The sequence below is a fragment of the Streptomyces curacoi genome (assembly GCF_001513975.1).
Taxonomy (GTDB): Bacteria; Actinomycetota; Actinomycetes; order Streptomycetales; family Streptomycetaceae; genus Streptomyces; species Streptomyces curacoi.
The window spans coordinates 670,288-682,272 of record NZ_KQ947984.1 but is presented as its reverse complement, the minus strand read 5'-3'; the positions used below and the strand labels follow the sequence as shown (position 1 = coordinate 682,272).

At 70.7% G+C, this 11,985-nt stretch carries 11 protein-coding genes; all 11 read right to left on the bottom strand.

What is annotated here, in order from left to right; translation table 11 throughout:
• Positions 1-18: 18 nt before the first annotated feature.
• On the bottom strand, positions 19-501 hold the full coding sequence (locus tag AQI70_RS03040; RefSeq protein WP_107116893.1) for a hypothetical protein: 483 nt from the start codon (positions 499-501) through the stop codon (positions 19-21).
• Between the two features lie 23 nt (positions 502-524).
• On the bottom strand, positions 525-1,802 hold the full coding sequence (locus AQI70_RS03035) for an MCE family protein (protein WP_062143645.1): 1,278 nt from the start codon (positions 1,800-1,802) through the stop codon (positions 525-527).
• The gene (locus tag AQI70_RS03030; protein WP_244181435.1) at positions 1,799-3,115 is read right to left on the bottom strand and encodes an MCE family protein; all 1,317 of its coding nucleotides are present in this window, start codon (positions 3,113-3,115) and stop codon (positions 1,799-1,801) included. The genes AQI70_RS03035 and AQI70_RS03030 overlap by 4 nt, the downstream gene beginning before the upstream one ends.
• Before the next feature lie 11 nt (positions 3,116-3,126).
• The gene (locus tag AQI70_RS03025) at positions 3,127-4,230 is read right to left on the bottom strand and encodes an MCE family protein (RefSeq protein ID WP_062145019.1); all 1,104 of its coding nucleotides are present in this window, start codon (positions 4,228-4,230) and stop codon (positions 3,127-3,129) included.
• Positions 4,231-4,250: 20 nt separating this feature from the next.
• Positions 4,251-5,324 carry an MCE family protein gene (locus tag AQI70_RS03020; protein WP_425264596.1) on the bottom strand — a complete coding sequence of 358 codons (1,074 nt, stop codon included), beginning with the start codon at positions 5,322-5,324 and terminating at the stop codon, positions 4,251-4,253.
• Positions 5,321-6,379, bottom strand: coding sequence for an MCE family protein (locus AQI70_RS03015; protein WP_062143641.1), 1,059 nt, complete (start codon positions 6,377-6,379; stop codon positions 5,321-5,323). Before AQI70_RS03015 ends, AQI70_RS03020 begins: the two co-directional genes overlap by 4 nt.
• Positions 6,376-7,623, bottom strand: coding sequence for an MCE family protein (locus AQI70_RS03010; protein ID WP_062143639.1), 1,248 nt, complete (start codon positions 7,621-7,623; stop codon positions 6,376-6,378). Before AQI70_RS03010 ends, AQI70_RS03015 begins: the two co-directional genes overlap by 4 nt.
• A gap of 8 nt (positions 7,624-7,631) precedes the next feature.
• Entirely contained in the window at positions 7,632-8,447 is an 816-nt protein-coding gene (locus AQI70_RS03005) for an MlaE family ABC transporter permease (protein ID WP_062143636.1), read from the bottom strand.
• Between the two features lie 24 nt (positions 8,448-8,471).
• Entirely contained in the window at positions 8,472-9,242 is a 771-nt protein-coding gene (locus AQI70_RS03000; RefSeq protein WP_062143633.1) for an MlaE family ABC transporter permease, read from the bottom strand.
• Positions 9,239-10,186, bottom strand: coding sequence for an ABC transporter ATP-binding protein (locus AQI70_RS02995; RefSeq protein WP_062143630.1), 948 nt, complete (start codon positions 10,184-10,186; stop codon positions 9,239-9,241). The genes AQI70_RS03000 and AQI70_RS02995 overlap by 4 nt, the downstream gene beginning before the upstream one ends.
• Positions 10,187-10,854: 668 nt before the next feature.
• On the bottom strand, positions 10,855-11,949 hold the full coding sequence (locus AQI70_RS02990; RefSeq protein WP_062145013.1) for a sigma-70 family RNA polymerase sigma factor: 1,095 nt from the start codon (positions 11,947-11,949) through the stop codon (positions 10,855-10,857).
• Between the last annotated feature and the right edge of the window lie 36 nt (positions 11,950-11,985).

Genomic DNA, 11,985 nt, shown 5'->3' with positions numbered 1-11,985 from the left:
ACTCCTCACTCCTGCTTGTCAGCCGACGAACTCGACGTCCGACGTCAGCCAGCGGCCGTCCTTGTGCACCAGGTCCAGCTGGAGGCGGTAGGTGCGCGCCTCGCCCTGAGGCACGGCCGTGTTCGTCACCTTGCTGTCGGCCACCACCAGGACCCGGGCCGAGTCCTCGTCGGAGCGGACGATGCCGGCCTCCAGGACCTGGCCCTCGGAGACCGACTTGTTCTCGGCCACCAGATCCGTCAACTGGCCCGTCTGCGCCGCGAACTGCTTCTTGAAGTCGCCCGTCGCACCCGCGAGGACGTTCGCGCTGTCGCGGTCGTAGTGGCGGTAGTCGAGCGAGGTGAAGTTCAGTGCCGACTGCCGGGCCGCCGCCAGGACGTCCTGGCGGCGCTGGTCCGCCTCGCGCTGGTCGTACAGGGCCAGGGCCAGCCAGACCGTCAGCGCGGTGGTGAGGAGGGTCGCCGCAGCCAGTCCCACCGCCCCTGCCCTGGAGCTCGTCATGCTTCTCATGCTTTTCATGCTTTTCATGCCATCGGGCCAACGAGCAGCCATTGCCACGACTCCTTTCCGAACGCGGCCTGCTGGCCGCCCGTCGAGCCGATCTCGACGGCCCTGCCGTCCGGGCCGGTGGTGGTGCCGGTCTCCGGGTCGTACGGCGTGATGTGCGCTGTCTGCCGAGCGCCGCCGTAGGCGGCCGACGCGCCCGGGGCGTTCTGCGCGCCCCGCACCGACGACTCGCTCCCGCGCGGCAGCGTGCAGCGGGCCTTGGTGTTCGCCTCGCGGGTGCTGGTGTCCGCGGGATCGCGGCGCGCCGTGCCGTAGCCCTGGGTGCAGGCCGGCGGGTCGTCGGCGTTCACGACCATGCCGAAGTGGGTCGTGCCGTCACCGGGGACCACCGTGTAGCTGCCCGCCACCATCACCGGGAAGGTGACCAGCGCCTGTTCCACGCCGGGCAGCCGGGCCAGCGTCACCTGGCCGCCGCTGATCAGGTTCGCCAGCAGGACCGACAGCTCGGGCCCCAACGACTTCAGCAGCGAGTTCACCTCCTGGGCCGCCGGCCTCGCGTTGCCGATCAGCTTGCGCAGGTCCCCGTCGCTCGCCTTCACCTGGGCGGTGAGGGCGGCCAGATCGCGCGCGAACGACTTGATCGACGAGCCCTGGTCCGCCTGGGTCTTCAGGACCTTCCGGGAGTCCTCGATCAGCGAGATCGTCTCCGGCAGCGCCTCCGACGCCGACTCGATCAGCCCGTTGCCGGAGTCCACCAGCCGGCTCAGGTTCGGGCCGGTTCCGGCGAACGCCTCGCCCAGTTCGTCGACCGTGACCCGCAGGTCCTCCTTGCCCACCGAGTTGACCAGGCGGTCCAGGCTGAGGACCAGGTCCGTCGTCGGCAGCGGCACGCGGGTGCTCTCGCGCGGGATCGTGCTGCCGTCGAGGAGGTAGGGGCCGTGGGAGGTGCGGGGCTGGAGGTCGACGTACTGCTCGCCGATCGCCGAACGGTTGGCCACCACCGCCAGCGTGTCCGCGGGGATGCGCGGCGCCCCGTCCTCGATGTCCAGGGCCACGGAAACGCCGTCGGAACCTGTCAGATGCAGCGCGCCCACCTTCCCCACCGGCACCCCGCGGTACGTCACCTCGGCGCCGGGAAACACGCCCCCGGAGTCGGCGAAGTCCGCGCGGACCGTGTAACCGCGGTCCAGGGCGGCGTCCACCAGCCCCGTGTACTCGGCGCCCACGTAGGAGACGCCCACGGCGGTCATGGTGGCGAAGGCCAGCAGCTGGATCTTGACCGTACGGGTGATCACGGCTGGACCCCCTTCAGCATGAGCTCGGCGAGTTCGAGGTTGATCCCCTCGGGCCAGCCGCCCCCCGCCGCATAGCCGGCGGTGCACACCGGCGGGCACAGCAGGTCGCCGCCGCCCCCGGAGGGAGCCGAGGGAGACGGCACGCCCGGGCGGCTCGGCAGCGCCGTGGGTGTCGGCACGCCCGGCACCTCCGGGAGATCCGGTACGTCCGGCAGGCCGGGGGTCCCGGGCAGCTCGGGGCCCTCCGGGTCCCCGTTGCCGTCCGCGCCGCCGCCCGGCTCGTCCGTCAGGTTGCCGTAGATGCCCGTCAGATCCAGGTCCGCCGTGATGTGCAGGTTGACGTAGTCGCCCTTGATGGCGTCCACGGCGTTGCGCGGGAACGGGTAGGTCGTCAGCAGTTCGAGGGAGTTGGGCAGGTCGCTGCCCGCCTTGTTCAGCTGTTGCAGGATCGGCCGCAGCTGCTTCAGGTTGGCGACCGTGTCGTCGTGCGAGGCGTTGACCACCTTGGTACCCGTCTCACCGAGCCTGGACAGGGCCGTGAGCATCCTCGTCAGGTCGCGGCGCTGGTCCGCCAGCACCTTCAGGGCCGGCGGCATCGTGTCGACCGCCTCGGCGATGGCCTCCTTCTCCTTGCCGAGCCGCTTGGCCAGCCGGTCCACGGCCTTCAGTGCCCGGACGATGTCCTCCTTCTGCTCGTCCAGGCCGCCCAGGAAGGTGTTCAGCTCCTTGAGCAGGGCCTTCACTCTGTTCTCCCGGCCCTCCAGCGCCTTGTTCAGCTCCACCGTGATCGTCTTCAGCTGGGCCACCCCGCCGCCGTTGAGCAGCGCGGACAGGGCGGACAGCACCTCCTCGATCTCCGGGTTGCGACCGCTGCGGGACAGGGGGATCACATCGCCGTCGGCGAGCCGGCCGACCGGGGCGTTGCCCACCGGCTTGGACAGCGCCACGTACTTCTCGCCGAGCATGCTGGTCTGGCGCAGCTCGGCGATGGCGTTGCCGGGCAGCTTCACCGAGTCGGCGACGCGCAGGTGCACGCGAGCGTGCCAGCCGTCCAGCTCCACCTTCTCGACCGCGCCCACCGTCACGTTGTTGACCTTCACCGCCGACTGCGGCACCAGGTCCAGTACGTCGCGGAACTCGACGGTGACGTGGTACGCGTTCCCGTCCGCCGCCGCACCACCCGGCAGCTGGACGTCGTACCAGCCGTTGAACTCGCAGCCGGTCAGCAGCAGCGAACCGACCGCCGCCCACGCCGCCACCCCGGACCTGCGCAGCCCCGTCACACGCTCGGCCCTCTTACGCTCGGCCCTCATGCGCTCGGCCCTCATGCGCTCGCCCCCAGAATTCCGCCGAGCGTCCGGTCGACCGTCCCCGTCACCGCGGGGCCCTGCGGCACCTCCGGCAGGGAGTCGAACAGTTCCCTCAGCTCCGTGCAGTCGGGGTTCTTGCCGCCCTCGTCACCCGTCGTCCGCAGCACGGAGCACAGCAGCGACGCCGGATCCTGCGGATGATCGGGGTTGTTGCGGGTGTCGAGGGTGCCGGCCGACGGGTTGTAGGCGTTGTTCAGGTTCGACATGCCGGTCGGCGCCACCTCCAACAGCTCCTCCAGCGCCGCCCGTTGCGTGACGAGCACCTTGGTCACCTTGCTGAGGCCCTCCACGTTCGAGGTCAGCGACTTCTTGTTCTTCTTCACGAAGGCCGACACGTCACCGAGCGCCGTGCCCAGGTTCTTCAGCGCCGCCGCCAGCTCCTCGCGCTCGCCGGCCAGCTGCTCGGCGACCTCCGCCAGGCTGCTGTTGAACGACCGCACGCTCTTGTCGTCCGCCGCCAGCGCCGCCGTGAAGACCTGGAGGTTGCGGATCGTGCCGAACAGGTCCGTGCGGCCGTCGGACAGGGTGGCGACCGCCTCGGAGAGGTCCTCGACCGTCTGGTGGAGGTTCTTGCCCTGGCCGTCCAGGTTGTCCGCGCTCACTCCGAGCAGCCGGGACAGGGAGCCGTCCTTGTTCGCGCCGTCCGGGCCGAGGGCCTCGGCCGTGGTGTGCAGGCTGTCGAAGATACGGTCCAGCTCGACGGGTACGGCCGTACGCGACTCGGGGATCTCGTCCCCGCTCCGCAGCACCGGACCGCCCCGGTACACCGGCAGCAGCTGCACATAACGGTCGCTGACCACCGAGGAGTTGATGATCGCGGCCTGCGCGTCCGCCGGCACCTTGCGGCCCGCGTCGTACTCCAGCTCGACCCGCACCCGGCCGCCCTCCGGCCTGATCTCCTTCACCTCGCCGATCCGCACGCCCAGCACGCGGACGTCCGAGCCCGGGTAGATGCCGACCGTGCGCGGGAAGTACGCCGTGACACGGACCGGCTCGGGGCGCGGCCACAGCACGTAGGTGAGCCCGGCGACGAGGGTCAGTACGGTCAGCAGGGCCAGGCGCTTCCTCCAGGGGGTGCTCACCGCGCACCTCCCGTCCGCGTCCGCGGCACCACCGGAGCGGCGACCAGGTTCTGCACATAGGAGTCGAACCAGCGGCCGTTGCCGAGGGTGTTGGTGAAGAGCCGCACATAGGGGGCGAGGAGCTTGATGCTCCTGTCCAGGCTGGACTGGTTCCGTTCGAGCATGTCCACCACGCGGTTCAGGCCCTTGAGCGCGGGCCCGATCTCCTTGTCGTTGTCCTGGACCAGGCCGGAGAGCTGGATGCCGAGCGCGGCGGAGCTCTTCAGCAGTTTGTGGATCGCCTCGCGCCGCTTGCTGATCTCCTTGAGCAGTTTGTCGCCGTCCTTGACCAGCGTGGTGAAGTCCTCGGAGCGGTTGGCCAGTACCTCCGTGACGCCGTTCGCGTGGTCGAGCAGCTCGCGCAGCGCCTTGTCGCGGGAGGCCACCGTCCGGGAGATCTGCGACAGGCCCTTGATGGACGCCCGTACCTCTTCCGGGGAGTCCTCGAAGGTGGTGGAGATCGTGTCCAGGGCCTTCGCCACGCGGTCCGTGTCGACCTCCTCCGTCGTGGTGGTGAGGTCGCTGAAGGCCTGTACGACGTCGTACGCGGAGACGGTGCGCCCGAGCGGGATCTTGCTGCCCGGCTCCAACTGACCCTGGCCCTTGGGGTGCAGGGCCAGGTACTTCGCGCCGAGGATGGTCTTGACCCGGATCGAGGCACCGGTGTCCGTGCCGAAGGCCGGCTCGCCCTTGATCTTGAAGGTGATCTTGACGTGGTCGCCGTCCAGGTCGACCTCCTCCACCTTGCCGACCTTGACGCCGGCGATCCGCACCTCGTCGCCCGGCTTGAGCCCGCCCGCCTCCGCGAAGGCCGCGCTGTACGTCTCGCCGTCGCCGATGACCGGCAGCCGGTCGGCGTTGAAGGCGGCCACCGTCAGCAGCGCGAGGACGGTGAGGCCGACCGCGCCGATGACCACGGGGTTGCGCTCGCGGAAGGGGCGCAGATGCGGGCGGCGGATGCGCGGGAGCCGTATGCGAGGCGGCTCCACACGGACCTTGAACAGCGGCTCCGGGCGGTTCCTGCGGCTCATGCCCCGCACCTCGCCCTCGCCACGTGCAGTTCGGGCGTGAGCACCTGCGGTGCCCCGGAGTCCGTCTTCGGCAGCACGATCCGGCCGTCGAAGTCACACAGGTAGAAGTTGAACCACGAGCCGTAGGACGCCGTCCCCGTCAGCTCGTTGAGCTTGTTCGGCAGCCGCTTCAGCACGCCCTCCACGGTCTTCTCGTTGTCGTTCAGCGTTCCGGTGAGCTCGGTCAGCTCGGCGATGTCGTCCTTGAGCGGCGGGCGCGCGTCCTTCAGCAGCCCCGAGGTGGCCTCCGTCAGGTCGCCGATGCTCACCAGCGACTGCCCGATGGGCTTGCGGTCGGCGGAGAGGCCCGAGATGACGCGGCGCAGCTGCTTGAGCAGGCCGGAGAAGCGGGCGCCCCGCTTGTCGAGGGTGCCCAGCACCGTGTTGAGGTTGTCGATGACCGAGCCGATCAGCTTGTCGCGGCCGGCCAGGGTCGAGGTGAGCGACGCCGTGTGCGCGAGGAGGCTGTTGACCGTCCCGCCCTCGCCCTGGAGGGTCTTGATGATCTCGGTGGCGAGCTGGTTGACGTCCTTCGGGCTGAGCGCGGCGAACAGTGGCTTGAAGCCGTTCAGCAGGGCGTTGAGGTCCAACGCCGGCTGGGTGCGGGACAGCGGGATCGTCGCGCCGGGCCGCAGCCGGGTGCCGTCGCCCGCGCCCTCGGTCAGGGCGACGTACCGCTGCCCGACGAGGTTGCGGTACCGGATGACCGCGCCCGTGGAGGTGAGCAGCGGCCGGTTCTGGCTGACCGTGAAGGTGACCTCGGCCAGCGTCCGGTCCTTGATCCGGATGTCCTCGACCTCGCCGACCCGCACCCCGGCCACCCGGATGTCGTCGCCCTCCTCCAGGCCGGTGACGTCGCTGAACACCGCGCGATAGCGATGCTCCGGGGTGAAGGAGATGTTCACGATGGTGGCCGCGAGCAGCGCTGTCGCCAGCACGGTCACCACCGCGAAGAGACTGAACTTGACCAGCGGGGCGGCCGTCTGCTGGGCACCCCTGGACTTCGTACGGCTCATGCCACACTCACCGCCGTCCCGCGCGCCAGCGGCCCGAACAGCAGCGTCGTGACGGGCGGCACCTCGTCGGCGGGCACGCCCAGGACCGGGGCCACGAGCGAGCCGACCGCCCGCTGCTCGGACCGGGTGGCGGAGACGCCGGGCGGACCGGAGGACGCACTCAGCTTCTTGGAGCCGTCGTTGAGATGGACGCCCGGTGCCGGCACGCGAGGATGCGGCAGGCCATGGCAGTTCGGCCCGGACCGCTCGCCGTAGCGCGGCTCCTCACCCGGCTCGTACGCCCCCTGCGGCCGTACGACCTCCAGCGTGATGTGCATCTTTCCGCCCCGGAACGCCTCCTCCGAGGCCTTCTCCTGGCGGACCAGACCGGCCATCAGACACGGGTACTCGGGGGAGTAGCGGGCGAACAGCTCCAGTGTCGGGCGGGAGACCCGGCCGAGGGTGATCATCCGGTCGCCGTTCGTGTCGAGGAAGTCCTCCGCGGTGCCGGCGACGGTGGCCGTGGTCCTCAGCGCCGCCGCCAGCCGGTCCTTCTGCTCGACGAGCGTGCGGCTGGTGGTGACGGTGTTGCGCAGGATCTCCATCAGGTCGGGTGCCGCGTCGCCGTAGATCTCGGCGACCTCGGCGAAGCGGGCGATGTCCTCGGTGAGGGAGGGCAGGTGGGGGTTGAGGCGGCGCAGGTAGGCCTCCAGGCGCGTGAGGTTGTCGCCGATGCGGTCGCCGCGGCCTTCGAGGGCGCCGGCGAAGGCGGAGAGGGTGGCGTTGAGCTTGCCGGGCTGGACCGTCCGGAGCAGGGGCATCAGGTCGTTCAGCAGCTGCTGCACCTCGATGCCGACGCGGGTGCGGTCCTGGGTGATGACGTCACCGGCGCGGATCGGGCGCGCCGATGAGGAGCCGGCGCCGGCGGGCGGCACCAGGTCGACGTACTTCTCGCCGAACAGCGTCTTGGGCAGCAGGCGGGCGTGCACGTCCGAGGGGATGTGCGCGACGTGCTCCGGCTTGAGCGCGATGTCGAGCCGTGCCTTCGTCCCGTCGGCGTGCACCTCGCGCACCTCGCCGACCAGCAGCCCGCGCAGCTTGACGTCGGCCTGCGGGTCGAGCTGGTTGCCCAGGCTGTCGGCCTCCAGGGTGATCCGCACGACCGGCGTGAAGGCCTGCCGGTAGACGGCCACGGACAACGACAGCAGCAGCGCGAGTACGGCCAGGAACACCACGCCGTACAACCGCAGTCTCAGCACCTTCATCCGGCGGCTCACCCCGCGATCCGTACGGTCGTGTTGGCGCCCCAGATCGCCAACGACAGAAAGAAGTCCAGGACGTTGATCGCCACGATCGAGGTCCGCACCGCGCGGCCCACCGCGACGCCGACGCCCGCCGGGCCGCCGCTCGCGTAGTAGCCGTAGAAGCAGTGCACCAGGATGATCAGGACGGCGAAGACGAGCACCTTGCCGAAGGACCACAGCACGTCCACCGGGGGCAGGTACTGCTGGAAGTAGTGGTCGTAGGTGCCGGCGGACTGGCCGTAGTAGCCGGTGGTGATGGTCCGGGCGGCGAGGTAGGAGGACAGCAGGCCGACCACGTACAGCGGGATGACCGCGACGAACCCGGCGATCATCCGCGTCGTCACCAGGAACGGCAGCGAGGGCACGCCCATGACTTCCAGGGCGTCCGTCTCCTCGCTGATCCGCATCGCGCCGAGCTGGGCCGTGAACCCGGCGCCCACGGTCGCCGAGAGCGCGAGTCCCGCCACCAGCGGGGCGATCTCGCGGGTGTTGAAGTACGCCGAGAGGAACGCCACGAAGTTGGAGGTGCCGAGCTGGTTGAGGGCCGCGTAGCCCTGGAGGCCGACCTCGGTGCCGGTGAAGAAGGACAGGAAGGCGATGATGCCGACCGTGCCGCCCACGACGGCCAGCGCGCCACGGCCGAAGCTCACCTCGGCGAGCAGGCGCAGGATCTCCTTCTTGTAGCGGCGCAGGGTGCGGCCGGTCCAGGCCAGGGAGCGGCCGTAGAAGGAGAGTTGGGTGCCCAGTGCTTCCAGGGAGCGCAGAGGGCGATCGAGAAGTCTCATCGGCTGTCTCATCGTTTGAACCTCCTAACCCCTCTGCGGGACGACCTGGAAGTACACCGCGGTCATCACGAAGTTGGTCACGAACAGCAACATGAAGGTGATCACCACCGACTGGTTCACCGCGTCGCCCACGCCCTTCGGGCCGCCCTTCGCGGTCAGTCCCTTGTAGGAGGCGACGATCCCGGCGATCGCGCCGAACACGAGTGCCTTCACCTCGGCCGCCCACAGGTCGGAGAGCTGGGCGAGGGTGGTGAAGGAGGCGAGGTAGGCGCCGGGGGTGCCGTTCTGCAGGACGACGTTGAAGAAGTAGCCGCCCGCCACGCCGACCACCGACACCAGGCCGTTGAGCAGCACCGCCACCAGCATCGACGCCAGCACGCGGGGTACGACGAGGCGGTGGATGGGGTCGATGCCCAGCACCTGCATCGCGTCGATCTCCTCGCGGATCTTCCGCGCCCCGAGGTCGGCACAGATCGCCGTGCCGCCGGCGCCCGCGATCAGCAGCGCGGTGACGATCGGCGAGGCCTCGCGCAGCACGGCGAGCACGGAGGCGGCGCCGGAGAAGGACTGGGCGCCGAGCTGCCGGGTCAGGCTGCCGATCTGCAGCGCGATGACGGCTCCGAAGGGGATGGAGACGAGCGCCGTCGGCAGGATGGTGACGCTCGCGACGAACCACGCCTGCTGGATGAACTCCCTTGCCTGGAAGGGCCGTCGGGGGATGGTCCGGACGACGTCCAGCGCCATCGCGAACAGGCTCCCGGAGTGCCGCAGCGCTCCGATCGGGGACAGGCTCATGCGCCGGCCACCGCCTTCTGGTGCAGCGCGGCCTCGCGCCGGGCGATCGCCTCCCAGCGCGGTGGCCGTGGGATGCCCGGCCCCGGCAGCAGGCGGGGAGTCATGGCCTGGCTGCCGGGAGACTGTGTGTCCTTGCCGCCGTCGCCGAGGGCGGCGAGCTCCTGCTCGACCTGGGCGGCGTCCTTCTCCTCCGCCATGCCGATCGGGCCCTGCATCCGGCCGTTCAGGAACTGCCGTACGACCGGTTCGTCGCTGGTCAGCAGCTCCTCGCGGGGCCCGAACATCACCAGCTCGCGGCGGAACAGCAGCCCGATGTTGTCCGGGACCTGGCGGGCCGAGGCGATGTCGTGCGTGACGATCAGGAAGGTCGCGTCGATCTGCGCGTTGAGATCGACGATCAGCTGGTTGAGATAGGCGACGCGGACCGGGTCGAGGCCCGAGTCCGGCTCGTCGAAGAGGATGATCTCCGGATCGAGGACGAGCGCCCGGGCCAGCCCGGCCCGCTTCCTCATCCCGCCGGAGATCTCACCGGGCAGCTTCTCCTCGGCGCCGATCAGCCCGACCATGTCCATCTTCTCCAGCACGATGCGCCGGATCTCGCTCTCGGACTTACGGGTGTGCTCGCGCAGCGGGAAGGCGATGTTGTCGTACAGGTTCATCGAGCCGAACAGCGCGCCGTCCTGGAACAGCACGCCGAAGAGCTTGCGCACCTCGTACAGGTCGTGCTCGCGCAGCTTGGTGATGTCCCGGCCCTGGATCGTGATCGACCCGCGCTCCGGCTTCAGCAGTCCGACGAGCGTCTTGAGGAACACCGACTTGCCCGTGCCCGAGGGGCCGAGCATGACCGAGACCTCCCCGGCGGGCAGCGTCAGTGAGACGTCCTGCCAGATGACCTGGTGACCGAAGGACTTGGTCAGCCCTTCCACACAGATCTCGACACCCATCCGGTCCACCCTTCAGCCGTGCAGCAGCTCCGACATCTGCTCTACGAGGAGGGGACGGGCGTCCGTCGTTTCCGGGGCGGATTTTTTTCGGGCAGGTTTCGGGGTGGGGGATTTGGGGTGGCTTGCGGGCGTATCCGCGCGGCTGGGGTGGCCGTAGGCCTGTGGGTACGGCGGCCGTATGGCCGTGAGTGCGGCAGCCGTATGGCCGTGGTTGCGGCAGCCGTAGGCCGTGGCTACGGCAGCGCGCTCGCCGTCGTCGCGGGGACGGAGGAGGACGGTACGGGGAGCGAGGGCGGACGGTACGGCGGTGGGGAGGTCCGGGACCGCCGCCGTGGTGGTCGGCACGTCGGAGGGCTCAACCGGCAGGTCGGGGCCTCGGGCAGGTCCGGCACGTCCGGCGTCTCGGGGGACCGGCGGGACGCCCGGGGCCTCCGGCGAACCTACGGTCGTGTGTGCCGGGCCGCGGTAGTGCGCTCTCGGACGGCAGCGGAGGAGCGAGGGCGGACGGTACGGCGGTGGGGAGGTCCGGGACCGCCGCCGTGGTGGTCGGCACGTCGGAGGGCTCAACCGGCAGGTCGGGGCCTCGGACAGGTCCGGCACGTCCGGCGTCTCGGGGGACCGGCGGGACGCCCGGGGCCTCCGGCGGACTTACGGGCGTGTGTCCCCTGCTAGGGCAGTGCGCTCGCCGTCGGCACAGGGAGGGAGGCGGACGGTACGGCGGTGGGGAGGTCCGGGAGTGTCGTTGTGGCCGTCGGGTCGACGGGGGGTTCTGTCGGCAGGCCGGGGATGTCGGGCAGGTTCGGCACGTCCGGCACCTCCGGCACGTCCGGCACCTCCGGCACGTCCGGTACCGCCGGGACCTCCGGGGCGGACAGCGTCGGGAGGGGGGACGCCGGGACGTCCGGCAAGGGCGGGACGGACAGCGGGAGGAACGATTCGGCCGCCGGGGAGTCGGCCGCTCCCCGGTCGCCCGAGGTGGCCGTGGGGGTGTTCCCCCGAGGTGTACGGCCGTCACCGCTGCCGCCGGGCCGCAGCGCCTCCGCGTCGCCCGGCGAGGCGACGGCGGGCCGAGGTGCCGTGCCGTCGCCGTCCCCGTTCCCGTCGAGGGCGTACGGCAGGACGAACCCCGTCACTGCCAGGGTCGCCGCCGTAGAAGCCACCGCCACGGCGTGCACCCTGCCGCCGCCGCGCGGCCGTCCCCACCCGATGAGGAACAGCGCGAACCCGAGCGTGGCGGCCAGCGACTGCCGCAGCGTCCGCCGCGCCCGGGCCAGCAGCGACTCGACGGTCCGGTAACTGAGCCCCATCCGCACCGCGACCTGCCCGACGTCCAGGTCCTCCGACTTCAGCCGCAGCGCCTCCGCCTGCCGCGCGGGCAGCTCACCACTGCGCACCGCCAGCCACTTCGCCTCGGCGCGGTCACACACCGCCTCCTCGACCGGGACGGGGCCGGGGGCGACGAGGGTCGGGCTCGTGCGCACCTCGGCCTCGCGGTTGACCTGCCGGTATCGGTCGACGCAGAGCCGCATCGTGACCGTGGTCAGCCACGCGGCGAGCCGCTCGTCGTCCAGGTCGGGGCGTTCCGCGGCACGCAGCATCGCCTCGTGCACCGCGTCCTCGGCGTCCTCCGCACTCATCGACCTGCGCCGGGCCACCTTGAGCAGTTGCTCGCGGTGGCTCCACATGCGCCGCCAACGCTCGTCGGCGGCGTGCATCTCCACAGGTGTCTCTGCGGGCATGTCCGCAGGCATGTCCGTCGCCATGAGGGCCCCTTCGCGCTTCACCCCACCGGTTTCGTT

Bases quoted from the DNA above. Each gene is read 5' to 3' on its own strand.
- AQI70_RS03040 (WP_107116893.1), bottom strand. From the start codon at position 501: ATGACGAGCTCCAGGGCAGGGGCGGTGGGACTGGCTGCGGCGACCCTC.
- AQI70_RS03030 (WP_244181435.1), bottom strand. From the start codon at position 3,115: ATGAGGGCCGAGCGTAAGAGGGCCGAGCGTGTGACGGGGCTGCGCAGG.
- AQI70_RS03020 (WP_425264596.1), bottom strand. From the start codon at position 5,324: ATGAGCCGCAGGAACCGCCCGGAGCCGCTGTTCAAGGTCCGTGTGGAG.
- AQI70_RS03015 (WP_062143641.1), bottom strand. From the start codon at position 6,379: ATGAGCCGTACGAAGTCCAGGGGTGCCCAGCAGACGGCCGCCCCGCTG.
- AQI70_RS03010 (WP_062143639.1), bottom strand. From the start codon at position 7,623: ATGAAGGTGCTGAGACTGCGGTTGTACGGCGTGGTGTTCCTGGCCGTA.
- AQI70_RS03005 (WP_062143636.1), bottom strand. From the start codon at position 8,447: ATGAGACTTCTCGATCGCCCTCTGCGCTCCCTGGAAGCACTGGGCACC.
- AQI70_RS03000 (WP_062143633.1), bottom strand. From the start codon at position 9,242: ATGAGCCTGTCCCCGATCGGAGCGCTGCGGCACTCCGGGAGCCTGTTC.
- AQI70_RS02995 (WP_062143630.1), bottom strand. From the start codon at position 10,186: ATGGGTGTCGAGATCTGTGTGGAAGGGCTGACCAAGTCCTTCGGTCAC.
- AQI70_RS02990 (WP_062145013.1), bottom strand. From the start codon at position 11,949: ATGGCGACGGACATGCCTGCGGACATGCCCGCAGAGACACCTGTGGAG.